This window comes from Streptomyces sp. NPDC028711 (genome assembly GCF_055565415.1).
In genome coordinates this window covers 1,181,502-1,203,407 of record NZ_JBVHUJ010000001.1, presented here as the reverse complement: position 1 = coordinate 1,203,407, position 21,906 = coordinate 1,181,502, and the positions used below count along the sequence as shown (strand labels likewise).

Below are 21,906 nucleotides of genomic sequence, written 5' to 3'. Positions count from 1 at the left end.
TCCTCCGTCCGGAGGCTTCTACATGTACTCCGTCGGCAGCACCGGCTCGCCGCGGGAGAGCTGGATCGCCGACATCGGCAGCCCGCCACGGGCCGTGATGTGCCGGGACCTCGCGGCCTCGAGGGGTTCCCTCGCCACCACGTCACCGCCCTTGACCAGCTCCACCAGGAGCTGCCGGTCGGTGAGCTCGGGCGGCACCGGGCCCGTGCCCACGACCTCCGCCTCCGCGACCCCGTACGCGTCGGGCCGGCGCGCCGCCCACTTGCGCCCGCCGATCGAGGCCTTGCCGCCCAGGGACTTCTTGGCCACCGGCACGAGCGGCGCCTTCAGGTCGGCCGAGGCCGCCCGCGCCACCAGCTTGTAGACCATCGAGCAGGTCGGGTGGCCGCTGCCGGTGACCAGCTGCGTGCCCACCCCGTACGCGTCGACCGGGGCCGCCGCGAGCGAGGCGATGGCGTACTCGTCGAGGTCGGAGGTGACGACGATCTTCGTGTCCCGCGCCCCCAGCTCGTCGAGCTGCGCCCGTACGCGGTGCGCGACCAGCAGCAGGTCGCCGGAGTCGATGCGGACGGCGCCGAGCTCGGGCCCCGCCACCTCCACGGCGGTCCGGACGGCCTCGGCCACGTCGTAGGTGTCGACGAGCAGGGTCGTCCCGCGTCCGAGGCTCTCGACCTGCGCCTGGAAGGCGTCCCGCTCGCTGTCGTGGACGAGGGTGAAGGCGTGGGCGGAGGTGCCGACGGTCGGGATGCCGTAGCGGAAGCCGGCCGCGAGGTCCGAGGTCGAGTCGAAGCCGCCGACGTACGCGGCACGGGAGGCGGCGACGGCCGCCAGCTCGTGGGTGCGCCGGGCGCCCATCTCGATCAGGCGGCGCCCGCCGGCCGCGGCCGACATGCGGGAGGCGGCGGCGGCGATGGCCGAGTCGTGGTTGAGGATCGAGAGGATCACGGTCTCCAGGAGCACGCACTCCGCGAAGGAGCCCTCGACGCGCAGGACGGGGGAGCCGGGGAAGTACACCTCGCCCTCGGGGTAGCCCCAGATGTCACCGGAGAAGCGGTAGCGCGCCAGCCACTCCAGGGTCGGCTCGTCGACGATGCCGTGCTCGCGCAGGAAGCCGAGCACCGCGGGGTCGAAACGGAAGTTCTCGACGGCGTCCAGGACCCGGCCGACGCCCGCGAGGACGCCGTAGCGCCGCCCCTCGGGCAGTCGGCGGGTGAAGACCTCGAAGACGGACCGCCGGTCGGCGGTGCCGCCCCTGAGGGCCGCCTGGAGCATGGTCAGCTCGTACTGGTCGGTGAAGAGCGCGGTCGACGGCACGTCCACCGGGAGCCCAAGGTCCGCAGCGTTCATGTCAGCGATGCTAGCGCAGAAATCGTCAGAGTGACGAATAGGGGGTCGACCGGGTGACCCCGTTTGTGCGAGGGGGCCCCCGGGGTGGCAGCATGGGGTGAGTGAGCGTCGCGCCTATTGAGATCGAACGTACGGAGTCGGCCGAGGAGGTCTCCGCCGTCGTCGAGCCGGACGTGCCCTGGGTGACCCTCGTGCACAACGACCCGGTCAACCTGATGAGCTATGTGACCTACGTCTTCCAGTCGTACTTCGGTTACTCCAAGGACAAGGCGCACAAGCTGATGCTCGACGTCCACCACAAGGGCCGCGCGGTGGTCTCCAGCGGCACCCGCGAGGAGATGGAACGCGACGTGCAGGCGATGCACGGCTACGGCCTCTGGGCGACGCTCTCCCAGGACCGCTTCTGATGGCCGGACACTTCGAGGCCCTGCCCGGCGGCGGCGCCGCCGTCGCCCTCGACGACGTCGAGATCTCCATCCTCCGCTCCCTCGCCGTCCAGCTCATGGAGCTGATCGGACCGGGCGACGAGCCCACCAAGGACGAGGACCCGCTGGCCGCGCTCTTCGCCGAGGGCCCGAGCAAGCCGCCGTCCGACCCCGCCCTCAGGCGCCTCTTCCCCGACGCGTACGGGGACGACAGCGAGGAGCTGCGGGCGGCCGCCTCCGACTTCCGCCGCTACACCGAGAACGACCTGCGGGCCCGCAAGCGCGAGGACGCCCTCGTCGTGGTGCGCGCCCTCGACGCGCTCTCCGCCGACGCGGCCGGCGAGGGCGGCGCGGTCCTGAAGCTGAGCCCGGACGAGGCCCGGGCCTGGCTCGGCGCGCTGAACGACCTCCGGCTCACCATCGGCACCCGGCTTGAGGTCACCGACGACGAGGAGAGCGAGCAGCTGTACCGGCTGCCGGACTCCGACCCGCGCAAGCCGATGGTGATGGCGTACCTCTGGCTGGGGGCGCTCCAGGAGTCCCTCATCGAGACGCTGATGTCATAACGCGAGACGCGCGACCCCAGATGTTCGCTCAGCGGACGCTCAAATCCGGATAACGAATGCGTTATCAGAGCGTCCGCTTTGCCGTGTTGAGCGTCCTTTGCCCGCCGTTTTCCGTGACGTGCGCCACGCGCAACTCCCTCGATCGTGTCCCGGCCCGTGATAAATCTTCACGACCGCTCGGGGACGCCACCCCTGTCCCCGAGGGCGCTCCGACCGGCTGACCGCCGGTGGCAACTCCATCCACATCCGGGGGGATCAGGATCTGATCCGCGGCAGACGCACTCGCAGTCGCGCGGATCAGCATGGAGAAAGGCGCACCACCATGACCTCTGTGCAGGTCGACCAGCAGAACGACGGCACCGACGGGGCCGTGGACGGCGGCGAGGGCTACCAGCGAGGCCTCGGCGCCCGGCAGATCCAGATGATCGCGATCGGCGGCGCCATCGGCACCGGCCTCTTCCTCGGCGCGGGCAAGGCCATCGCCAAGGCGGGCCCCAGCCTGATCCTCGCGTACGCCATCGCGGGCCTGGTCATCTTCTTCATCATGCGGGCCCTGGGCGAACTGCTCATGTACCGCCCGGTGTCCGGCTCCTTCGCCGAGTACGCCCGCGAGTTCGTCGGCCCCTTCTGGGGCTTCGTGACCGGCTGGACGTACTGGCTCTTCTGGGTCGTCACCGGCATCACCGAGGTCACCGCCGCCGCCACCTATATGACGTACTGGTGGGACATCCCGCAGTGGATCTCCGCGCTCGTCTTCACCGTCATCCTCTACGGCGCCAACCTGATCTCCGTGAAGCTCTTCGGTGAGCTGGAGTTCTGGTTCTCCATGGTCAAGGTCACCGCGATCATCGGCATGATCCTGATCTGCGCCGGCATCCTCACCCTCGGCTTCTCCGACGCCGGCGACACCGCCACCGTCGCCCACCTGTGGAACCAGGGCGGCTTCTTCCCGAACGGCATCGGCAGCACGCTGATGACCCTGCAGATCGTGATGTTCGCCTTCCTCGCCGTCGAGCTCGTCGGCGTCACCGCGGGCGAGTCCAAGGACCCGAAGACCGTCCTGCCCAAGGCCATCAACACCGTGCCGTGGCGCATCGCCGTCTTCTACGTCGGCGCGCTGATCATGATCCTGTCGGTCGTCCCGTGGACCGAGTTCCAGCCGGGCATCTCCCCGTTCGTCGCCGCCTTCGAGAAGATGGGCCTCGGCGTCGGCGCCGCCATCGTCAACTTCGTGGTGCTGACCGCCGCCCTCTCCTCCTGCAACTCGGGCATGTACTCCACCGGCCGCATGCTGCGCGACCTCGCGCTCAACGGCCAGGGCCCCAAGGTCTTCACCAGGCTGACCAAGAGCGGCACCCCGCTCCTCGGCCTGACCTTCTCGGCCTCGCTGATGCTCGTCGGCGTCTGGATCAACTACGTGGCCCCCGGCAAGGCCTTCGAGTACGTGGTCTCCTTCGCCACCATCTCCGGCATGTGGGCCTGGATCATGATCCTGGTCTGCCAGATCCGCTACCGCGCCAAGGCGAACCGCGGCGAGCTCCCCGAGTCCACCTTCAAGGCCCCGGGAGCCCCGTACACCAGCTGGTTCGCGCTCCTCTTCATCGGCATGGTCATCGTGATGATGGGCGTCGACGAGGGCGCCCGTACCGCCCTCTACGCCGCACCGGTCTGGGGCCTGATCCTCGGCGTCTCCTACCTGGTCCTGAAGGCCCGCAACCCCGAGGGCGCGGCCTTCGCCAAGCGGTCCTGACCTGCCACGTCCCAGCATCCGGGCCGTTCCGTACCACTCCTCGGTACGGGACGGCCCGTCTGTCTATCCTGTCGGCATGCTGACCATCACCCGGGCCCTGTACGACCAGATCGTGGAACACTCCCGCAAGGACCACCCCGACGAGGCCTGCGGCGTGGTCGCGGGCCCGGCCGGCAGCGGCCGCCCCGAGCGCTTCATCCCGATGCTGAACGCGGCCCGCTCGCCCACGTTCTACGAGTTCGACTCCGCGGACCTGCTCAAGCTCTACCGCGAGATGGACGACCGGGACGAGGAGCCCGTCATCGTCTACCACTCCCACACCGCGACCGAGGCCTACCCGTCCCGCACGGACATCTCGTACGCGAACGAGCCCCAGGCCCACTACGTCCTCGTCTCCACCGCCGACAGCGACGGCGCGGGACCCTTCCAGTTCCGCTCCTTCACCATCGTCGAGGGCGTCGTGACCGAGGAAGAGGTCAAGGTCGTCGAGGCGTACGCCTAGGGCCCGCCCGTCGTACGGAAGCGCGCGACGTACGCGGAGGGCGTGACCCCGACATGCCGGGCGAACGCCCTCCGCAGGCTCTCGTCGCTCCCGAGCCCGCTCCGTGCCGCCGCCCGCGTCACCCCCGCCCCGCCTTCGAGCAGCATCCGGGCCGCCTCCACCCGCACCCGCTCCACACAGGCCCCGGGCGTCCCCCCCACCTGCTCCCGGAACAGCCGGGTCAGATGCCGGGCGCTCACCCCCGCCCGCCGTGCCATCGCCCGCGCGCTGTGGTCCGCCGCCGGATCCGCCACGACCGCGTCGAGCAGCGGCCGGACCACCGGATGCCCGGTCGGGGGAACGCGCGAGGCCGCCGAGAACTGCGACTGCCCGCCCGGCCGCTGGAGGAAGACCACCAGGTCCCGCGCCACCGCACGGGCCGCCTCCGGCCCCCGGTCCTCCTCCACCAGGGCCAGACACAGGTCGATCCCGGCCGTCACCCCCGCCGAACTCCACACCTCCCCGTCCCGCACGTGGATCGCGTCCGGGGTCACCTCCACGTCCGGGTGGCGGCGGGCCAGCTCCGCCGCGTGCTCCCAGTGCGTCGTCGCCCGCCGCCCGGCGAGCAGCCCGGCCGCCGCGAGCGCGAACGCCCCCGTACAGACCGACGCCACCCGCCCGGAGCGCGCCGCGAGCTCCGCGACCCCCGGAGCGACCGCCGCGCACCGCCCCACGTCCACCGCCCCCGGCACGATCAGCGTGTCCGTCGCCGTCACCGCGTCCGCCGCGAGGTCCGCCCCGATCCGCAGCCCGCAGGAGGTGCGGACGTCCCGCCCGCCGGGCGAGCACACCCGTACCTCATAGCCCGCCCCCGCCGTCGAGAACACCTTGAGGGGAGCCGAGACGTCGAGCAGCCGCACGCCGTCGAAAGCGAACACCATCACCGAGTGCACCGTCGTGACCGTCATGTGTCCGATTCTGTGGGATGCCTGTCCGCAGGGACATGGCGGGGCCACGGCCCCGACGGCGAGGCTTGCCCCATGAACGCTCTCGCGCTGATCCCCGACAGCAGCCTCGCCACCGCCGCCACCGAACTCGTCCGCGACACCACGAGCGAGCTGATCTACGACCACTCCCGCCGCGTCTACCTCTTCGGCGCCCTCCAGGGCCGCGCCCGAGGGCTCTCCTTCGACCCCGAACTCCTCTACGTCGGCGCCCTGTTCCACGACCTCGGCCTGGGGGAGAGGCACCGGGGCAGCGGGCGCCGCTTCGAGGTCGACGGCGCCGAGGAGGCCGCCGCCTTCCTCCGCTCCCACGGGGCCGACGAGGACGCCGTCCGCCGCGTCTGGACCGCCATCGCCCTCCACACCACCCCCGGCGTCCCCGCGTTCATGGAGCCCGAGGTCGCCCTCGTCACGGCCGGCGTCGAGTACGACGTCCTCGGCATCGGCTACGACGACCCCGCCGCCGTCACCCCCGAGGACCGGGCCGCGATCGTCGCCGCCCACCCCCGCCCCGACTTCAAGAAGCGGATCCTCGCCGCCTTCACCGAGGGCATCGCGCCCCGGCCCGACACCACCTTCGGCAACGTGAAGGCCGACGTCCTGCGCCACTTCGTGCCCGGCTTCGCCCCCGGAGACTTCGTGACGACCATCCAGAACTCCGCCTGGCCGGAGTGAGCGGAGGGAAGGAAGGCGAGGTCACCGGGGTTCCGTCCGGCAGGCGGGCAGAAAGCATCCATCATGTGAGATCACATTCCGAAACCCGGACCGGGAATCGATACGATGAGCCCATGGTTTCCCACGACGTGAGCGAAGAGACTCCGGGCACAGTCATGCTCGTAGGCCGCCTGCACGTCGACCTGTGCCGCCTCGCCAGCGCGATCTGTACCTCCCGCGCCGCGCTCTGAACGACCGGTCGAGCGCACGTCCAGCACGACCCCCCTCCGCGCGGGGGCCCCAGCCGCGCGCCCACCACGTCACTTCCGACAGGAGCCCACGCCATGGCCATCGAGGTCCGCATCCCGACCATCCTCCGCACCTACACCGACGGCCAGAAGGCCGTCGAGGGCAGCGGCGCGACCCTTGCCGAGCTCTTCGCCGACCTGGAGTCCCGCCACAACGGGATCGAGGCCCGCATCGTCGACGAGGGCAAGCTCCGCCGCTTCGTGAACGTCTACCTGAACGACGAGGACGTCCGCTTCCTCGACGGCATCGACACCAAGCTCACCGACGGCGACAACGTCACGATCCTGCCGGCCGTCGCCGGTGGCATGGTCTGATCCACATGCGCTACGACTCCTCGCTGGCCGCGGTCGGCAACACGCCGCTGGTCCGCCTCCCCCGGCTCTCGCCCTCGGACGACGTCCGCATCTGGGCGAAGCTGGAGGACCGCAACCCGACCGGCTCGGTCAAGGACCGCCCCGCGCTCCACATGATCGAGCAGGCCGAGAAGGACGGCCGGCTCACCCCCGGCTGCACCATCCTGGAGCCGACCAGCGGCAACACCGGCATCTCCCTCGCCATGGCCGCCAAGCTCAAGGGCTACCGCATCGTCTGCGTCATGCCCGAGAACACCAGCGAGGAGCGCCGCCAGCTGCTCACCATGTGGGGCGCCGAGATCATCTCGTCCCCCGCGGCGGGCGGATCGAACACGGCGGTACGCGTCGCCAAGGAACTCGCCGCCGAGAACCCGACCTGGGTGATGCTCTACCAGTACGGCAACCCGCACAACGCGGGCGCCCACTACGCCACCACCGGCCCCGAGATCCTCGCGGACCTGCCCTCGATCACCCACTTCGTGGCCGGCCTCGGCACCACGGGAACGCTCATGGGCGTCGGCCGCTACCTGCGCGAGCAGAAGCCCGACGTCAAGATCGTCGCCGCCGAACCGCGCTACGACGACCTCGTCTACGGCCTCCGGAACCTCGACGAGGGCTTCGTCCCCGAGCTGTACGACGCCTCCGTCCTCACCACCCGCTTCTCGGTCGGCTCCGCCGACGCCGTCACCCGCACCCGCGAACTCCTCCAGCAGGAGGGCATCTTCGCGGGCGTCTCCACGGGCGCCGCCCTGCACGCCGCCATCGGCGTCGGCAACAAGGCGCTCAAGGCCGGCGAGAGCGCGGACATCGCCTTCGTCGTCGCCGACGGCGGCTGGAAGTACCTGTCCACCGGCCTCTACACGGCGAAGACGACCGAAGAGGCCATCGAAGCGGTCCAGGGCCAGCTCTGGGCGTAGCCCCGCACGGGACGGCGCCCCCTGCCGGGCCCAGGCCTTCAGCGCCGGGACCCGCACCCAAGGGCCCCGCACCAGCAAGCTAGCGCGCGAGATGGCGGACCCGGTCCCACACGACCGGGTCCGCCGTCCCCGCTCTCCGCCGGAAGTCCGCCACCGGCACCTCCCGCAGCTCGTCCGTCTCCAGAAAGCTCGGCCGCCCCTGCGCATCGCCCACCGCCCCCGGCGGCAGCGCGATCACCCCCGGCCGCTCGTCGTGGTACTTGCTGGTGATCTTGGCGACGAGCGCGCAGTCCCCGCGTACGGACAGAACGAGACAGGGCCGGTCCTTCGACCCGGGCCCGTCCTCGAAGGGCACGTCGGCCCACCAGATCTCGGCCGCCCGCGGTGACCGGCCCGGTCGGGCTGGAGCCTTCCGCGGCCCGGCGGGCCGGCGGGTCGGCGGCCGGGTCCGCCCCGAGGGCCGCCGCGCGGACGACGGCCGCGACGGCCGCGACGACCGCCTCCACCCATCGGCCACCGCCACGACCAGCGCGATCACCACGACCGCGACCAGCGCGGGCCACCACGACGTGTCCATACCTCAAGACGGTACCGGCGCGTGCCTCACTCCGCCGAGGCGCCCCGCCATCCATCCGAACCGGTGACAGAGCCCGTGAGTTCGCCCACAACGGGCCACCACGAAGGAGCGACAGGCCCAGGAGCGCCTTACGCTCGACAAGCCGCACAGCCTCCCCCCTCCCCAGCGCGCTTTCCGTATCCGTCCACGGAGGTTCCCGCTCCATGAAGCTCACCGTCGTCGGCTGCTCCGGGTCGTTCCCGTCCGCGGACTCGGCCTGTTCGAGCTACCTCGTCGAGGCCGACGGCTTCCGGCTGCTCCTCGACATGGGCAACGGCGCCCTGGGCGAGCTGCAGCGACACATCGGTCTGTACGACCTCGACGCGATCTTCCTCAGCCATCTGCACGCCGACCACTGCATCGACATGTGCGGGTACTTCGTGGCCCGCTACTACCGGCACGAGGGCGGACGCTGCGACGCGATCCCCGTCTACGCACCCGAGGGCGCCGAGCAGCGCCTGACCACGGCGTACGCGGACACGCCCTCCGCCACCTCGATGAGCGAGGTCTTCGACTTCCGCACGCTGACGTCGGGCGCCTTCGAGATCGGCCCGTTCTCCGTCCGTACGGAGAAGGTGTGCCACCCGGTCGAGGCGTACGGCATCCGGATCGAGCACGGCGGCCGCTCGCTGACGTACTCCGGCGACACCGGGGTCTGCGAGTCGCTGCACGAGCTCGCCCGGGGCACCGACCTCTTCCTCTGCGAGGCCTCCTTCACCCACGGCAAGGAGGACATCCCGGCGCTCCACCTCAACGGCCGGGAGGCGGGCGCGGAGGCGTCCCGCGCGTCGGTGGGCCGGCTCGTCCTCACCCACATCCCGCCGTGGACCGACGGCGAACGGAACCTGGCGGACGCGCGCGAGGTGTACGGGGGGCCTTCGGAGCTGGCGAGACCGGGCGCGGTCTACGAGGTCTGAGCGCGGGAACGGCAGAAGCCCCCGCCCTTCGTGAGGAAGGGCGGGGGCTTCGGCGTGTGCCGCGTACGGCTTACTTCGCCTCGGCCTTCTGCAGCTCGGCGAGCTCCTCGTCGGACTCGCGGCCCGGCGTCGGAAGGTTGAACTTGGTGATCGCGAAGCGGAAGACCACGTAGTAGACCGCCGCGAAGCAGAGGCCGACCAGGGCCAGACCCCACGGGTTGGACGCGATGCCCAGGTTCAGGAAGAAGTCCACGGCACCGGCGGAGAAGCCGAAGCCGTCCTTCATCCCGAGCGCCCAGGTCAGCGCCATCGAGACACCGGTCAGGACGGCGTGGATGGCGTACAGCACCGGCGCGATGAACATGAAGGTGAACTCGATCGGCTCGGTCACACCGGTGACGAAGGAGGTGAGCGCGAGGGAGAACATCATGCCGCCGACGACCTTGCGGCGCTCGGGGCGGGCGCAGTGCACGATCGCGAGGCAGGCCGCCGGGAGGGCGAACATCATGATCGGGAAGAAGCCGGTCATGAACTGTCCGGCGGTCGGGTCGCCGGCGAGGAAGCGGGCGATGTCGCCGCTCTTGCCGTCGAACTCACCGGCCTGGAACCACGGGAACGAGTTCAGCAGGTGGTGCATGCCGACGGGGATCAGCGCGCGGTTGGCGACACCGAAGACGCCCGCGCCGACGGCGCCGGAGTTGACCAGGCTCTCACCGAACCAGTGCAGCCCCGAGCCCAGCCACGGCCAGATCAGACCGAAGACGACGCCGGTGATGAGACCCGCGAAGGCGGAAAGGATCGGGACGAGACGGCGGCCGCCGAAGAAGCCCGCCCAGTCCGGCAGCTTGGTGCGGTAGAAGCGCTGGTAGAGCAGGGCGACGATGATGCCCATCACGACGCCGCCGAGGACCTTGGCGTCGACCGCCTGCTCCACCAGGACGATCTTGCCGTCGACTATCGCTTCCTTCTTGGGGAGGCTGCTGTCCGTGAAGGTGGCGAGCACCTTCTGGAAGACCAGGTAGCCGGTCACGGCCGCGAGCGCGGTGGAGCCGTCCGACTTCTTGGCGAAGCCGATCGCGATGCCGACGGCGAACAGCAGGGCCATGTTGTCGAGGATGGCCCCGCCGCCGGCCGCCATGTAGCCGGCGATCTTGTTGATGACGGTCGGGAACGACTCCCTGCCGAGCATGTCCGGCTGGCCGAATCGGACCAGGAGCGCGGCGGCGGGCAGCACCGCGACCGGCAGCATGAGGCTGCGGCCGATGCGCTGCATGACAGCCATCGCGCCGGAGCCCTTCTTCTTCTGGGCCGCGGGGGCGGCACTGGCCGTAGACACAACTTCCTCCAGTGGGCAAGGCGCCGCCAGAGGTCAGGAAAACGGGGACGGCGGCGTCTCGTGGAACGCGGTGGTCTGGACCGCGTGGTCTACACCAATGAGTGGTGTAGACCAGTTTTAGCACGTGAGACTTAGATAAGGAACCTGCGAATTCTGTGTGCCCGCGCCATAGCGGAATGTGAACGACGAAGGCCCCCGGACCATGAGGTCCAGGGGCCTTGCGGCGAGCTAAGGAAGGGGCGAACGCCCGGAGCGGTCAGGTCACGGGGTCACTTGACGTTGTCCCGCTCCATCTCCTCCTCGACCTCCTCCGGCTCACGGCCCGGGGTCGGAAGGTCGAACTTGATGATCGCGAACCGGAAGATCACGTAGTACACGACCGCGAAACCGAGACCGATCGGAATGATCAGCCACGGCTTCGTCGCCAGGTTCCAGTTGATCACGTAGTCGATCAGACCCGCCGAGAAGCTGAAGCCGTCCTTCACGCCGAGCGCCCACGTGACCGCCATCGAGACGCCCGTCAGCACCGCGTGGATCGCGTACAGGACCGGCGCGATGAAGAGGAACGAGTACTCCAGCGGCTCCGTGATGCCCGTGACGAACGACGTCAGGGCCACCGACAGCATCAGACCGCCGACCACCTTGCGGCGGTGCGGCTTCGCGCAGTGCGTGATCGCGAGCGCCGCCGCCGGCAGGGCGAACATCATGATGGGGAAGAAGCCCGTCGTGAACTGACCGGCGTTCGGGTCGCCCTCCAGGAACATGGTGATGTCACCGTGGACCACCGAACCGTCCGGCTTCTCGTACGAACCGAACTGGAACCACACCGGCACGTTCAGGAACTGGTGCAGACCGATCACGAGCAGCGCGCGGTTGGCGACACCGAAGATGCCCGAACCCCAGGCGCCCAGACCGACGAGCCAGTCGCTGAAGCTCTCCAGGGCGTCACCGATCGGCGGCCAGATCCACAGACAGATCGCCGCGAACGCGATCGCGACGAAGGCCATGATGATCGGGACGAGCCGCCGGCCGTTGAAGAAGCCGAGCCAGTCGACCAGCTTCACGCGGTGGTACCGCTGCCAGAGGTACGCGGTGAGCAGGCCCATGATGATGCCGCCGAAGACCCCCGGGTTCTGGTACGTGTACCCGGCGAAGGTCTCGTCGGGGCCGAGGCAGCCGCCGCCGATGTCCTGCGTACCCGGCACGCAGTCCTTCGGGAACTGCCGCAGGACCGTGTAGTACACGAGAAAGCCGACGACCGCCGCGAGCGCCGTCGAACCGTCCGACTTCTTCGCCATGCCGATGGCGACACCGATGCAGAACAACAGCGGCAGACCGAGGCTGCCGTCGAGCAGCGCCCCGCCCGCGCCGTCCATCACCTTGGCGACGTTGTCCCAGCCGAGACCGTCCTTGCCGAAGACGTCGTCCTGGCCCAGGCGGTTGATGATGCCCGCGGCCGGCAGGACGGCGATGGGGAGCTGGAGGCTGCGCCCCATCTTCTGAAGCCCCTGGAAGAGCGCGCTCCCCCGGGACTTCTTCCTCGGTGCGGCCGCGGCGCTTTCGGTGGTCATCGGCGTCCTCCCTGCCCGGAACAAGCCGGGTCCGCGTCTCGTTGCACTGGTGTAGACCAGTTGCGGTAGGCTCCGGGAGCCCGCTGAGGACAGGCCGCCGGTGATCGTCATCATTCGACAGAACGGCGGCACCCGCTCGCGAAGTTGGGCCAACCGTGGGTTACCGTGACAAAGCGGACCGCAGGTGCGCCGAGATTCGCGTGCTCGCGAACGGAACGGACAGGGAGAGACACATGGCCAGCAAGGCTGAGAAGATCGTCGCTGGGCTCGGCGGCATCGACAACATCGAAGAGGTCGAAGGCTGCATCACCCGCCTGCGTACCGAAGTCGTGGACCCCGCCCTGGTCGACGAAGCCGCGCTCAAGGCCGCCGGCGCCCACGGCGTCGTGAAGATGGGAACCGCGATCCAGGTCGTCATCGGCACCGACGCCGACCCGATCGCCGCCGACATCGAGGACATGATGTGAGCAGCTGACCCCGTCAGCACACCGCATCGGCGCAGGGCCCGTTCCGGCAGGGGAACGGGCCCTTCCCCATGTCCCGCTAGGCTCGACCCATGTCTCGAATCGACGGCCGTACCCCCGAACAGCTCCGCCCCGTCACCATCGAACGCGGATGGAGCAAGCACGCCGAGGGCTCCGTCCTCATCTCCTTCGGCGACACCAAGGTCTTCTGCACCGCCTCCGTCACCGAAGGCGTCCCGCGCTGGCGCAAGGGAAGCGGAGAAGGCTGGGTCACCGGCGAGTACTCCATGCTGCCCCGCGCCACCAACACCCGCGGCGACCGCGAATCCGTCCGCGGCAAGATCGGCGGACGCACCCACGAGATCTCCCGCCTCATCGGCCGCTCCCTCCGGGCCGTCATCGACTACAAGGCCCTCGGCGAGAACACCATCGTCCTCGACTGCGACGTCCTCCAGGCCGACGGCGGCACCCGTACCGCCGCGATCACCGGCGCGTACGTCGCCCTCGCCGACGCGGTCGCCTGGGCCCAGGGCAAGAAGCTCGTCAAGGCCGGCCGCAAGCCCCTCACCGGCACCGTCGCCGCCGTCTCCGTCGGCATCGTCGACGGCACCCCCCTCCTCGACCTCTGCTACGAGGAGGACGTCCGCGCCGACACCGACATGAACGTCGTCTGCACCGGCGACGGCCGCTTCGTCGAGGTCCAGGGCACCGCCGAGGCCGAGCCCTTCGACCGCAAGGAGCTCAACGCCCTCCTCGACCTCGCCTCCGGCGGCTGCGCCGACCTGGCCGAGATCCAGCGCAAGGCCCTCGAAGGAACGCTGTAGTCGCAACCCCCCGACCTCGTACGGCGTCCTGACGGACAACGGGCGCACGGATACGATCCGTGCGCCCGTACGCGTCTACGAATCTGGGGAGGACCCGCCTTGAAGCGCCGTCTCGCACTCGCCGTGGCCACGGCCGCCGCGCTCACCACCGTCCTGAGCGGCTGCGGAGCCCTCGACACCGCCATGGACTGCGTCAAGACCGCCGACGCGATAGCCACGTCGGTCGACAAGCTCCAGCAAGCCGTCTCCAACGCCTCCAACGACGTGACGCAGATCGAGGAATCCCTCAACTCCATCTCCACGGAGCTGGGCAACCTCAAGAACACCACCGACAACGCCGACCTGGCGAAGGCGGTGGACGACCTCACGAAGGGCGTCGAGACCGTCCGCACGGCGGTGAAGAACGGCGACGCGACGCCGGACATCCAGCCGATCACGGACGCGGCGGGCGAGGTGGCGAAGGTCTGCACGCCGGGCTGACCGCCTGACCCCGGATAATCAACGGCATGACCCGTCTGATCCTCGCCACCCGCAACCCGGGCAAGATCACCGAACTCCACGCGATCCTCGCCGACGCAGGTCTCGACCTGGAACTCGTCGGCGCGGACGCGTTCCCGGAGATCCCCGACGTCAAGGAAACCGGCGTCACCTTCGCCGAGAACGCCCTGCTCAAGGCCCACGCCCTGGCCCGGGCGACCGGCCTCCCGGCCGTAGCCGACGACTCGGGCCTCTGCGTCGACGTCCTGAACGGCGCCCCCGGCATCTTCTCGGCCCGCTGGTCCGGCACCCACGGCGACGACCGCGCGAACCTGGACCTGCTCCTGGCCCAACTGTCCGACATCCCGGACGAACACCGAGGCGCCCACTTCGCCTGCGCGGCGGCCCTGGCGCTCCCGGACGGCACGGAACGCGTGGTGGAAGGCCGCCTGGAAGGCACCCTCCGACACACCCCGATCGGCACGAACGGCTTCGGCTACGACCCGATCCTCCAGCCGACGGGCCGCGAGGTCACCTGCGCGGAACTGACCCCGCAGGAGAAGAACGCGATCAGCCACCGAGGCAAGGCGTTCAGGGCGCTGGTACCGGTGGTGAAGGAACTGCTGGGCTGAGAGCCCGCATGCGAACGGCCCAGCGACACGATGTGTGCTGGGCCGTTCGTACGGGTACGCCCGGTCGGATTCGAACCGACAGACACGACCACCTAAAGATCGCCGCTCAGCCCTTGGCGTACGGGCGCGTACACGAGCCACTACTTTACTCGCCTTCCTCCCCGGCACCAGGTATCGGTGATCGCATGGCAGTTGGGGCACAGCAGCCGCAGATTCTCGCGTCGGTCGTCGGCCCAGTCCCCGTTGGAGTGATCGACCTCCAAAGTCATGCGCTTGCCGAGCCACTCGGCGCCGATGCCGCACTCGGCGCACTTCTCGGGGACGCCGGATTCGCGGAGCGCTCGACGGAGCAGGTGACTTCTGGTCCGGCGCCCCCGGTCGTGGCGCACAAGAACGTCCTCGGGCCGCTTGACCGGAGTAGGCCCCTGCTTTCCCCGCTGGTGTGCCTGCCCCAGGAAGTGGGACGTGTCGAGGCCGTCTTCCTTGACCCATTGCTGGAACAGCTCGCGCATCTGTCCGGTGTAGGGCCTCCCCAGGGCACGGAGGGTACCGGCTACGGAGATGGCCTGGTCGACAGCCTGCCTCAGCTCGCCCGGCGCTGGCCGGTGAGGCTGCCCGCTGCGCCGCCTCCTGCGGGTGAGGTGTGAGACGTCGATTCCGTAATGGTTGAAACGCTTCAGCAGGTAGCGGCGGAGTTTGGCACACGGCGGCGAGTCGAAGAAAGCGACGACCTCGTCCATGTTCGAGCATCGCGCGGCGGCTTCGGTCAATCGCTCGCGGGTGTATCGCGGACCGTTGGTCACGAGGTTCGCCTCTTGCCGCGCCCGCGGTAGTTGTCGGTCGCCGAGTGGCAGTTGGGGCAGAGGAAGCGAAGGTTCTCGATCCGGTTGTTGCGCCAGTCGCCGTCGACGTGGTCGATCTCCAATGGAAGCGGTCGACCCCGCCATACGGCCTCGTTGCCGCACCTCCTGCATTGCCTCCGCATCCCGGACTCCGTCATCGCCCACGCAAGGCGGTCGCTCGGGACGCGTCGGGTCAGCGGGCCGGTCTGCTCGACGAGCAAGCCTTCGGCTGTCCGTGGGCGCCTGGGCTTCCCTCGCCGGGACGGTGCGTGGAAGTGCGCAGTGTCGATGCCGTATGCCTTGATCCGGCGGCTGATGTGCGTGTGCTGCCCGCCGACGACGTCCACCCCGAGCCGCCGCAACACATCGCACATGTTCGTCGAGGCGGCCACGGCCTGTGCCAGGACTTCACGCGTCCATCGGGTCCCCTCCTGCTCGAAGTGAGAGATGTCCACCCCGAACCTCCGCATCCGCTCCCGCAGGTACCTTCGCGACCCGCTCTTCGGATCCGCCCCCAGCCGTTCCAGTGCCTCCGTCAGCGTCCGTGCCCCTCGCGCCGCCTCTTCGAGCCGTTCCCTCGTGTACACGCTCGTCCCCATCGGACCCCCTCCGATCCGGCCGCACGTTCGCGGCCTCGTACGGACTAACGAGCCGAATATCGGACGGTCACGTCATAACGCGTACGAATATCGCGTGTGGGGCGTGGTCGACGGCCCGCACCGATTCTCAGGTGCGGGCCGTCGGAGCACGGGCGTCAGAACTTCGGCCCGGGAGCCCGGGCCATCACCAGCTCCGCCGCCTCCTCATGGGTCTCCACCGACGGGGGCGAGCCCTCCAGGGGCTGCTGGGCCGTCTCCTTCATGCAGGCCACCGCGATCACGCCCACGAGCGCCGCGCCCATCGCGTAGTACGCCGGCATCAGGTTGCTGCCCGTCGCGCCGATCAGGGCCGTGATGACCAGCGGGGTCGTACCGCCGAACAGCGACGCCGACAGGTTGTAGCCCACCGAGAGCGAGCCGTACCGGACGTCGGTCGGGAAGAGTGCCGGGAGCGCCGCCGACATGGTGCCGAGCATGCAGACCAGTGACAGGCCGAGCATGAGCATGCCCGTCGTGATCGCCGGTATGCCGCCCTGGCCGATCAGCAGGAACGCGGGCAGGGAGAGGAAGAGGAAGCCGAGCATGCCCGCCATCAGTACCGGTTTGCGGCCGTAGCGGTCGTTGAGGCGGCCGACGCGGGTGATGACCAGCATCAGGAGGATCATCACGAGCAGCAGGACGAGCAGTCCGTGGGTCTCGCTGTAGCCGAGCTCGTCGGAGAGGTACGTGGGCATGTACGACAGCAGCATGTAGTCGGTGATGTTGTACGCGCCCACCAGGGCGATGCACAGGATCAGCGCCGGCCACTGCTGCCGGAAGATCTTCGTCAGGTCGCCCTTGGTCGTGGTCTCCACAGGGTCGGCGGCGTCGAAGACGTTCGCCGTGTCGGACTCCAGTTTCCGGAAGGCGGGCGTCTCGTCGAGCCGCAGTCGCAGGTAGAGGCCGACCAGGCCCAGCGGTCCCGCCACCAGGAACGGCACGCGCCAGCCCCACGCCTCCATCGTGTCGGGGCCGAGCCACGCGGTGAGCGCCGTGACCAGGCCCGCCGCGGCGACGTAGCCGGCCAGGGTGCCGAACTCCAGGAAGCTGCCGAAGTAGCCGCGGCGGCGGTCGGGCGCGTACTCGGCGATGAAGGTGGAGGCGCCGCCGTACTCGCCGCCGGTGGAGAAGCCCTGGAGCATCCGGAAGAGGACCAGGAGCGCCGGTGCCCAGAGGCCGATGGAGGCGTACGACGGGATCAGGCCGATGGCGAAGGTGCCGACGGCCATGAGGATCATGGTGAGGGCGAGGACCTTCTTGCGGCCCAGCCGGTCACCCATCGGGCCGAACACCATGCCACCGAGCGGGCGGATCAGGAAGGCGACGGCGAAGGTCGCGAACGACGAGAGCAGCTGGACGGTGTCGTTGCCGGAGGGGAAGAAGACGTGGCCGAGGGTGACGGCGAGGTAGGCGTAGATGCCGAAGTCGAACCACTCCATGGCGTTGCCCAGGGAGGCGGCCCGGACGGCCCGCTTGACGGCCGCCTCGTCGGTCACCGTGATGTCGGTGCGGCGGAGCTTGGGCTGTCGGCGCCGGGTGACGGCCCTGAACAGGCGCGGGTGGCGTCTCTGGGCATCGGGATCGGCCGCGGGTTCGCGGTCTGTGGCCGACATGACCGTACGTCCTCTCTGAGGGGGAACTCGAGAGGCACTTCTGCACGGTCATGCCGATCACAAACGGGGGCGGGCCCTGATTGGGGCGTCCGTCACATCAGCGGGGCCTTCAGGCCCCGATGGAGAGGTCCCTGAGGATCTTGGCGACGTGGCCGGTGGCCTTCACGTTGTAGAAGGCGTGTTCCACCTTGCCGTCCTCGTCGACGACGACCGTCGAGCGGATCACGCCCGTCACCGTCTTGCCGTACAGCTTCTTCTCGCCGAAGGCGCCGTATGCCTCCAGGGTCTCCTTCGACGGGTCGCCGACCAGGGTGACCTTCAGGTTCTCCTTCTCGCGGAACTTCGCCAGCTTCTCCGGCTTGTCCGGCGAGACGCCGATGACGTCGTAGCCCGCGGCGGCGAGCACGTCCAGGTTGTCCGTGAAGTCACAGGCCTGCTTCGTGCAGCCGGGGGTCAGCGCGGCCGGGTAGAAGTAGACGATGACCTTGCGGCCCTTGTGGTCCGCGAGGGAGACCTCTTTGCCGTCCGCGTCGGGCAGGGTGAAGGCGGGGGCGGTGTCACCGGGCTGCAGTCGCTCGCTCATGGCTCTCCTCGGGAAAGTGCGCTTACGCCTTCAGAGCCTAATGGGGGTCAGGGGCGGCCCATCCGCCGCGGAGCTGACAGACTGTCCGTCAACGACCGGAATACGACTACGGAGGCAGCGCGGTGTCGGAGTCCAGGACCCCTGCGCAGATCGAGGCGGACATCGTCCGCCGGCGCGAGCAGCTCGCCGTCACTCTCGACGAGATCGGCATTCGGATGCACCCGAAGACGATCATCGGAGACGCGAAGGCCAAGGTCGCCTCGACGGTCGACCAGACCGCGGGACGTGCCTTCGTGGCCGTCAACCGGGTCGTCTCGGATGTGAAGGCACGTTTCACCCATGAGGACGGCGCTCCCCGCCTGGAGCGCGTGGTGCCGGTGGCACTCGTGGCCGTCGCGGTCATCGGGCTGCTCGCCAGGTCCTCCCGCAAAGGCAGGCGATGACCCCTCCCCGCCGGGGGCGGCACGCCCGGGCAGGTAGGTTCACCCCGTGAGCGAGAACACGCACGACAAACTGCCCATCCGGATGCTGCACGACCGGGTCCTGGTCCGTACGGACTCCCCGGAGGGGGAGCGGCGCTCCGGCGGCGGCATCCTGATTCCCGCGACCGCCGCCGTCGGCCGGCGCCTGGCCTGGGCCGAGGTGGTCGCGGTCGGGCAGAACGTCCGTACGGTCGAGATCGGTGACCGGGTGCTGTACGACCCCGAGGACCGCGCCGAGGTCGAGGTGCGGGGTGTCGCGTACGTCCTGATGCGGGAGCGCGATCTGCACGCGGTGGCCGCGGACCGGTTCGCGGGCGCCACGGACTCGACCGGTCTGTATCTGTAGGCGACATCTGTAGGTGAAGGCTTCTCAGGCCCTGGTGACCACCGTCACCAGGGCTTTTGTTCGTTCTTTGCTAGCCTGGAGGGACCCCGACGAGACGCGCCGTACCGGGTTTTCGACAAGACGACGCACTCCTGTTGTTCCGTCTCGCGGAGGTGTCGTCGTCATGGCCTGGGTTCTTCTCGTCGTCGCGGGTCTGCTGGAAGTCGGCTGGTCGATCGGGATGAAGTACACCGACGGTTTCACCCGCCTCTGGCCGAGCGTGTTCACCGGCGCCGGGATCGTCACCTCGATGCTGCTGCTCTCGCACGCCGCCAAGACGCTGCCGATCGGCACGGCGTACGGCGTCTGGGTCGGGATCGGCGCGGCCGGTGCGGCGGTGCTCGGCATGGTGGTGCTCGGTGAGCCGGCGACCGCCGCCCGGATCTTCTTCGTCTGTCTTCTGCTGGTCGCCGTGGTCGGCCTGAAGGCGACCTCGGGTCACTGACGCGGGTCGCCGCCTGCGGGCCCGGGGCTGCCCGTCGCCGCGGTGCGGGGATCGGGGCTGCGTGACACCGTCGCGCCCGGGCCCGCCTCGCCCGTCCCGTACGGCGGCTCCTGCGAACCGTCCGGCCCCTCCGTTCCCTCCGGCATGTCCGGCACCGGCGGCACGGGTGGCGGTTCCTCCGCTCCGGGCATCAGCCGGAGCTCGAAGTCCCGTGGCGGTGTCCCGGCCAGGGCCTCGCGGGTGAACTGGCCCCAGATCTCGGCGGGGGCCCCGCCCCCGTTGACCCGGGGCAGTCCGAGCGCCCCGTACAGCGGTTCCTGGCGTCCCGTCTCCGGGTCCTGACCCATCAGCGCGACGACGGTCGCGAGCTCCGGGGTGTAGCCGGCGAACCAGGCCGCCTTGTCGTCCTCCGCCGTGCCCGTCTTGCCGGCCGCGGGGCGCCCGGCGGTCTGCGCGGCCGTTCCCGTGCCCGCCTCGACGACGCTCCGCAGGATCGACGTGGTCGTGTCGGCGGCCTCCCGGCTCACGGCCTGCCGGACCGGGGCGGCGGGCGGTGTCAGATCGTGGCCGTCCCTGCTGACGTGTGCGACGAGGGTGTACCTGCCGTGCCGGCCGTGCGCGGCGAGGGTGGCGTACGCCGTCGCCATGTCGAGCACGCTGGCGGTGGCGGGGCCGAGCGCGATGGAGGGGGAGGCGGTGAGGTCGGGGGTGGAGCCGGGCAGGCCGAGGGCGACGGCGGTGCGGCGTACGTGCCCGGGGCCGACGTCGACGGCCATCTGGGCGTACACGGCGTTCACGGAGAGGTCGGTGGCGGCGCCGACGGCGATCTCGCCGTAGCTCTCGTCGTCCTCGTTGGCGGGGTCGTACGGGGTGCCGTTCCAGCCCTCCACCGGGCGCCGGTTGCTGCCGTCGTAGAGGGTGTACGGGGTGATGGGTTCGCCGTACTGGGTCTGCGCCCCGCTCTGTACGGCCGCCGTGAAGACGAAGGGCTTGAAGGTGGAGCCGACCTGGTAGTCGCGGCGGGTGGCGTTGTTGACGTACTGCCGGGTGTAGTCGACGCCGCCGTACAGCGCGAGGACCTTGCCGCTCGCCGGGTCGACGGCCGCCGCGCCGACGCGGACGTACCGGTCGGCGGGGACCCGTTCCGGGTCGAGGCGCGAGATGACGCGGTCCTCGACGGCCTGGACGAGGGCCTCCTGTGTGGAGGGTTCGAGGGTGGTGGTGATGCGGAAGCCGCCGCCGGCGAGGGTCTTCTCGTCGACGATCCCGTGGCTGGTCAGGTACTCCTCGGCGGCCTGCACGAGGTAGCCGCGCTGTCCGGAGAGGCCGGTGGCGGCGCGGGCGGTCTGCGGGGCGGGGAAGCGGGCGGCGGCGCGGTCCGCGCGGGTCAGCCAGCCCTCGGTGACCATGCCGTCGAGGACGTAGTTCCAGCGGGCGACGGCCTTGGCGCGGTTCTCGGGGTGGGTGGTGACGTCGTAGGCGCTGGGGGCCTTGAGGAGGGAGGCGAGGTACGCGCCTTCGGCGGTGTCGAGGTCTTCGACGTCCTTGCCGTAGTAGGCGCGGGCGGCGGCCTGGACGCCGTACGCGTTCCGGCCGAAGTAGCTGGTGTTCAGGTAGCCCTGGAGGATCTCCTCCTTGCTCTTCTCGCGGCCGAGCCTGATCGCGATGAAGAACTCCTTGGCCTTGCGGGTGAGGGTCTGCTCCTGGCCGAGGTAGTAGTTCTTGACGTACTGCTGGGTGATGGTGGAGCCGGACTGGCGGCCCTTGCCGGTGACGGTGTTCCAGGCGGCGCGGAGCATGGCCTTGGGGTCGACGGCGCGGGAGGTGTGGAAGTCGCGGTCCTCGGCGGCGAGGACGGCCTGCCGGACGGGGAGCGGGACGCGGTCGAGCCGTACGTTCTCGCGGTTGACCTCGCCGTCGCGGGCGAGGGGGCTGCCGTCGCGGTAGAGGTAGACGTTGGACTGGGCGACGGCGGCGGCGTTGGCGGGCGGGATCTCCACCAGGAGGTAGCCGGCGACGAGGGCGCCGGCGAACAGCAGGACGCCGAGCAGGGAAAGCCCGGCGAGGGTGCGCAGGACGCGGCGGGGGCGTTTCGCGGGGCGGGGCGGGGGTGGGGGCGTCCGTGCGGGGAGGGTGGGGTCCCTCGGCTCCCAGCCCGGGCGGGGTGGCCGGGGGGTGTCGGAGTCGCTCATACCGGAGGAAAGGGACATGACATTAGATAGTGCACGGAAGGTGCGCAATCTCCCGTTTGCGACCCGGATCTGACGCGAAATCC

Annotated in this window: 26 protein-coding genes, 1 tRNA gene and 1 riboswitch; of the genes, 16 read left to right on the top strand and 11 right to left on the bottom strand. The window is 70.0% G+C overall.

Annotated features, from left to right (window positions below):
• Positions 1 to 18: 18 nt before the first annotated feature.
• On the bottom strand, positions 19 to 1,347 hold the full coding sequence (locus ACZ4VK_RS05315; RefSeq protein ID WP_468348606.1) for a nicotinate phosphoribosyltransferase: 1,329 nt from the start codon (positions 1,345 to 1,347) through the stop codon (positions 19 to 21).
• A gap of 101 nt (positions 1,348 to 1,448) precedes the next feature.
• Between ACZ4VK_RS05315 and clpS the strand changes: the two genes are divergently transcribed.
• The 4 genes from clpS to ACZ4VK_RS05295 all read left to right on the top strand — a co-directional run bounded on the left by clpS (position 1,449) and on the right by ACZ4VK_RS05295 (position 4,590).
• Positions 1,449 to 1,754: an ATP-dependent Clp protease adapter ClpS gene (clpS, locus tag ACZ4VK_RS05310; RefSeq protein WP_073807902.1), complete on the top strand. Its 306-nt coding sequence runs from the start codon at positions 1,449 to 1,451 to the stop codon at positions 1,752 to 1,754.
• Positions 1,754 to 2,338, top strand: a complete 585-nt coding sequence (locus ACZ4VK_RS05305; protein ID WP_468348604.1) for a DUF2017 domain-containing protein — start codon at positions 1,754 to 1,756, stop codon at positions 2,336 to 2,338. The genes clpS and ACZ4VK_RS05305 overlap by 1 nt, the downstream gene beginning before the upstream one ends.
• 322 nt (positions 2,339 to 2,660) lie before the next feature.
• The gene (locus tag ACZ4VK_RS05300) at positions 2,661 to 4,088 is read left to right on the top strand and encodes an amino acid permease (protein WP_468348602.1); all 1,428 of its coding nucleotides are present in this window, start codon (positions 2,661 to 2,663) and stop codon (positions 4,086 to 4,088) included.
• Between the two features lie 76 nt (positions 4,089 to 4,164).
• On the top strand, positions 4,165 to 4,590 hold the full coding sequence (locus tag ACZ4VK_RS05295) for a M67 family metallopeptidase (RefSeq protein ID WP_468348600.1): 426 nt from the start codon (positions 4,165 to 4,167) through the stop codon (positions 4,588 to 4,590).
• On the opposite strand, the gene ACZ4VK_RS05290 is transcribed toward ACZ4VK_RS05295, so the two are convergent.
• Positions 4,587 to 5,537, bottom strand: coding sequence for a GlxA family transcriptional regulator (locus tag ACZ4VK_RS05290; protein WP_468348598.1), 951 nt, complete (start codon positions 5,535 to 5,537; stop codon positions 4,587 to 4,589). The genes ACZ4VK_RS05295 and ACZ4VK_RS05290 overlap by 4 nt on opposite strands.
• Positions 5,538 to 5,609: 72 nt before the next feature.
• Between ACZ4VK_RS05290 and ACZ4VK_RS05285 the strand changes: the two genes are divergently transcribed.
• From ACZ4VK_RS05285 to ACZ4VK_RS05270, 4 genes are all read left to right on the top strand, one after another.
• Complete coding sequence (locus ACZ4VK_RS05285) at positions 5,610 to 6,248, top strand: HD domain-containing protein (RefSeq protein WP_468348596.1); 639 nt, start codon at positions 5,610 to 5,612, stop codon at positions 6,246 to 6,248.
• A gap of 113 nt (positions 6,249 to 6,361) precedes the next feature.
• Complete coding sequence (locus ACZ4VK_RS05280) at positions 6,362 to 6,478, top strand: putative leader peptide (RefSeq protein ID WP_389679392.1); 117 nt, start codon at positions 6,362 to 6,364, stop codon at positions 6,476 to 6,478.
• A gap of 93 nt (positions 6,479 to 6,571) precedes the next feature.
• On the top strand, positions 6,572 to 6,850 hold the full coding sequence (locus tag ACZ4VK_RS05275; protein WP_468348593.1) for a MoaD/ThiS family protein: 279 nt from the start codon (positions 6,572 to 6,574) through the stop codon (positions 6,848 to 6,850).
• A 5-nt stretch (positions 6,851 to 6,855) separates the two neighbouring features.
• Entirely contained in the window at positions 6,856 to 7,806 is a 951-nt protein-coding gene (locus tag ACZ4VK_RS05270) for a PLP-dependent cysteine synthase family protein (RefSeq protein WP_468348591.1), read from the top strand.
• A 79-nt stretch (positions 7,807 to 7,885) separates the two neighbouring features.
• Here the strand turns inward: ACZ4VK_RS05270 and ACZ4VK_RS05265 are convergent, their stop codons facing one another.
• On the bottom strand, positions 7,886 to 8,383 hold the full coding sequence (locus ACZ4VK_RS05265; protein WP_468348589.1) for a type II toxin-antitoxin system PemK/MazF family toxin: 498 nt from the start codon (positions 8,381 to 8,383) through the stop codon (positions 7,886 to 7,888).
• A 203-nt stretch (positions 8,384 to 8,586) separates the two neighbouring features.
• Here ACZ4VK_RS05265 and ACZ4VK_RS05260 point away from each other — a divergent pair, with 203 nt between their 5' ends.
• Positions 8,587 to 9,339: an MBL fold metallo-hydrolase gene (locus tag ACZ4VK_RS05260; protein ID WP_468348587.1), complete on the top strand. Its 753-nt coding sequence runs from the start codon at positions 8,587 to 8,589 to the stop codon at positions 9,337 to 9,339.
• Between the two features lie 70 nt (positions 9,340 to 9,409).
• On the opposite strand, the gene ACZ4VK_RS05255 is transcribed toward ACZ4VK_RS05260, so the two are convergent.
• A complete protein-coding gene (locus ACZ4VK_RS05255; protein WP_468348584.1) occupies positions 9,410 to 10,675 on the bottom strand; it encodes a PTS transporter subunit EIIC in 1,266 nt (421 codons plus the stop codon).
• Positions 10,676 to 10,944: 269 nt separating this feature from the next.
• A complete protein-coding gene (locus ACZ4VK_RS05250) occupies positions 10,945 to 12,246 on the bottom strand; it encodes a PTS transporter subunit EIIC (protein ID WP_468348582.1) in 1,302 nt (433 codons plus the stop codon).
• 233 nt (positions 12,247 to 12,479) lie between these two features.
• Between ACZ4VK_RS05250 and ACZ4VK_RS05245 the strand changes: the two genes are divergently transcribed.
• The 4 genes from ACZ4VK_RS05245 (at position 12,480) to rdgB (ending at position 14,643) form a co-directional block, all read left to right on the top strand.
• On the top strand, positions 12,480 to 12,713 hold the full coding sequence (locus ACZ4VK_RS05245; RefSeq protein ID WP_345487976.1) for a PTS sugar transporter subunit IIB: 234 nt from the start codon (positions 12,480 to 12,482) through the stop codon (positions 12,711 to 12,713).
• 89 nt (positions 12,714 to 12,802) lie between these two features.
• Positions 12,803 to 13,534 (top strand): ribonuclease PH, encoded by a 732-nt coding sequence (gene rph, locus ACZ4VK_RS05240; RefSeq protein ID WP_468348579.1) that lies wholly within the window; start codon positions 12,803 to 12,805, stop codon positions 13,532 to 13,534.
• Positions 13,535 to 13,633: 99 nt separating this feature from the next.
• Positions 13,634 to 14,014: a hypothetical protein gene (locus ACZ4VK_RS05235; RefSeq protein ID WP_468348577.1), complete on the top strand. Its 381-nt coding sequence runs from the start codon at positions 13,634 to 13,636 to the stop codon at positions 14,012 to 14,014.
• Between the two features lie 26 nt (positions 14,015 to 14,040).
• The gene (rdgB, locus tag ACZ4VK_RS05230; RefSeq protein ID WP_468348575.1) at positions 14,041 to 14,643 is read left to right on the top strand and encodes an RdgB/HAM1 family non-canonical purine NTP pyrophosphatase; all 603 of its coding nucleotides are present in this window, start codon (positions 14,041 to 14,043) and stop codon (positions 14,641 to 14,643) included.
• Positions 14,644 to 14,698: 55 nt separating this feature from the next.
• Here rdgB and ACZ4VK_RS05225 read toward each other — a convergent pair.
• The 5 genes from ACZ4VK_RS05225 to bcp form a co-directional block, all read right to left on the bottom strand.
• Positions 14,699 to 14,771, bottom strand: a tRNA-Leu gene (locus ACZ4VK_RS05225).
• Between the two features lie 12 nt (positions 14,772 to 14,783).
• A complete protein-coding gene (locus ACZ4VK_RS05220; protein WP_468348573.1) occupies positions 14,784 to 15,446 on the bottom strand; it encodes an HNH endonuclease in 663 nt (220 codons plus the stop codon).
• On the bottom strand, positions 15,443 to 16,084 hold the full coding sequence (locus ACZ4VK_RS05215; RefSeq protein WP_468348571.1) for an HNH endonuclease signature motif containing protein: 642 nt from the start codon (positions 16,082 to 16,084) through the stop codon (positions 15,443 to 15,445). The genes ACZ4VK_RS05220 and ACZ4VK_RS05215 overlap by 4 nt, the downstream gene beginning before the upstream one ends.
• A gap of 155 nt (positions 16,085 to 16,239) precedes the next feature.
• Positions 16,240 to 17,736 carry a glycine betaine/L-proline transporter ProP gene (gene proP / locus ACZ4VK_RS05210; RefSeq protein ID WP_468348569.1) on the bottom strand — a complete coding sequence of 499 codons (1,497 nt, stop codon included), beginning with the start codon at positions 17,734 to 17,736 and terminating at the stop codon, positions 16,240 to 16,242.
• A gap of 109 nt (positions 17,737 to 17,845) precedes the next feature.
• A complete protein-coding gene (bcp, locus tag ACZ4VK_RS05205; RefSeq protein WP_468348567.1) occupies positions 17,846 to 18,319 on the bottom strand; it encodes a thioredoxin-dependent thiol peroxidase in 474 nt (157 codons plus the stop codon).
• Between the two features lie 122 nt (positions 18,320 to 18,441).
• Between bcp and ACZ4VK_RS05200 the strand changes: the two genes are divergently transcribed.
• The 3 genes from ACZ4VK_RS05200 (at position 18,442) to ACZ4VK_RS05190 (ending at position 19,631) form a co-directional block, all read left to right on the top strand.
• Positions 18,442 to 18,762, top strand: a complete 321-nt coding sequence (locus ACZ4VK_RS05200; protein WP_468348565.1) for a DUF3618 domain-containing protein — start codon at positions 18,442 to 18,444, stop codon at positions 18,760 to 18,762.
• A 46-nt stretch (positions 18,763 to 18,808) separates the two neighbouring features.
• A complete protein-coding gene (locus ACZ4VK_RS05195; protein ID WP_389679381.1) occupies positions 18,809 to 19,147 on the top strand; it encodes a GroES family chaperonin in 339 nt (112 codons plus the stop codon).
• Positions 19,148 to 19,216: 69 nt separating this feature from the next.
• A riboswitch (guanidine-III (ykkC-III) riboswitch) is annotated at positions 19,217 to 19,277 on the top strand.
• Positions 19,278 to 19,310: 33 nt separating this feature from the next.
• On the top strand, positions 19,311 to 19,631 hold the full coding sequence (locus tag ACZ4VK_RS05190) for a DMT family transporter (protein WP_468348562.1): 321 nt from the start codon (positions 19,311 to 19,313) through the stop codon (positions 19,629 to 19,631).
• Here the strand turns inward: ACZ4VK_RS05190 and ACZ4VK_RS05185 are convergent.
• Positions 19,625 to 21,841, bottom strand: coding sequence for a transglycosylase domain-containing protein (locus ACZ4VK_RS05185; protein WP_468348560.1), 2,217 nt, complete (start codon positions 21,839 to 21,841; stop codon positions 19,625 to 19,627). The genes ACZ4VK_RS05190 and ACZ4VK_RS05185 overlap by 7 nt on opposite strands.
• Positions 21,842 to 21,906 lie beyond the last annotated feature (65 nt).

Excerpts from the sequence above, each read along its gene's own strand:
- ACZ4VK_RS05315 (WP_468348606.1), bottom strand. The coding sequence starts at position 1,347 with ATGAACGCTGCGGACCTTGGGCTCCCGGTGGACGTGCCGTCGACCGCG.
- ACZ4VK_RS05305 (WP_468348604.1), top strand. The coding sequence starts at position 1,754 with ATGGCCGGACACTTCGAGGCCCTGCCCGGCGGCGGCGCCGCCGTCGCC.
- ACZ4VK_RS05300 (WP_468348602.1), top strand. The coding sequence starts at position 2,661 with ATGACCTCTGTGCAGGTCGACCAGCAGAACGACGGCACCGACGGGGCC.
- ACZ4VK_RS05295 (WP_468348600.1), top strand. The coding sequence starts at position 4,165 with ATGCTGACCATCACCCGGGCCCTGTACGACCAGATCGTGGAACACTCC.
- ACZ4VK_RS05290 (WP_468348598.1), bottom strand. The coding sequence starts at position 5,537 with ATGACGGTCACGACGGTGCACTCGGTGATGGTGTTCGCTTTCGACGGC.
- ACZ4VK_RS05285 (WP_468348596.1), top strand. The coding sequence starts at position 5,610 with ATGAACGCTCTCGCGCTGATCCCCGACAGCAGCCTCGCCACCGCCGCC.
- ACZ4VK_RS05280 (WP_389679392.1), top strand. The coding sequence starts at position 6,362 with ATGGTTTCCCACGACGTGAGCGAAGAGACTCCGGGCACAGTCATGCTC.
- ACZ4VK_RS05275 (WP_468348593.1), top strand. The coding sequence starts at position 6,572 with ATGGCCATCGAGGTCCGCATCCCGACCATCCTCCGCACCTACACCGAC.
- ACZ4VK_RS05270 (WP_468348591.1), top strand. The coding sequence starts at position 6,856 with ATGCGCTACGACTCCTCGCTGGCCGCGGTCGGCAACACGCCGCTGGTC.
- ACZ4VK_RS05265 (WP_468348589.1), bottom strand. The coding sequence starts at position 8,383 with ATGGACACGTCGTGGTGGCCCGCGCTGGTCGCGGTCGTGGTGATCGCG.
- ACZ4VK_RS05260 (WP_468348587.1), top strand. The coding sequence starts at position 8,587 with ATGAAGCTCACCGTCGTCGGCTGCTCCGGGTCGTTCCCGTCCGCGGAC.
- ACZ4VK_RS05250 (WP_468348582.1), bottom strand. The coding sequence starts at position 12,246 with ATGACCACCGAAAGCGCCGCGGCCGCACCGAGGAAGAAGTCCCGGGGG.
- ACZ4VK_RS05245 (WP_345487976.1), top strand. The coding sequence starts at position 12,480 with ATGGCCAGCAAGGCTGAGAAGATCGTCGCTGGGCTCGGCGGCATCGAC.
- rph (WP_468348579.1), top strand. The coding sequence starts at position 12,803 with ATGTCTCGAATCGACGGCCGTACCCCCGAACAGCTCCGCCCCGTCACC.
- rdgB (WP_468348575.1), top strand. The coding sequence starts at position 14,041 with ATGACCCGTCTGATCCTCGCCACCCGCAACCCGGGCAAGATCACCGAA.
- ACZ4VK_RS05215 (WP_468348571.1), bottom strand. The coding sequence starts at position 16,084 with ATGGGGACGAGCGTGTACACGAGGGAACGGCTCGAAGAGGCGGCGCGA.
- proP (WP_468348569.1), bottom strand. The coding sequence starts at position 17,736 with ATGTCGGCCACAGACCGCGAACCCGCGGCCGATCCCGATGCCCAGAGA.
- bcp (WP_468348567.1), bottom strand. The coding sequence starts at position 18,319 with ATGAGCGAGCGACTGCAGCCCGGTGACACCGCCCCCGCCTTCACCCTG.
- ACZ4VK_RS05190 (WP_468348562.1), top strand. The coding sequence starts at position 19,311 with ATGGCCTGGGTTCTTCTCGTCGTCGCGGGTCTGCTGGAAGTCGGCTGG.
- ACZ4VK_RS05185 (WP_468348560.1), bottom strand. The coding sequence starts at position 21,841 with ATGTCCCTTTCCTCCGGTATGAGCGACTCCGACACCCCCCGGCCACCC.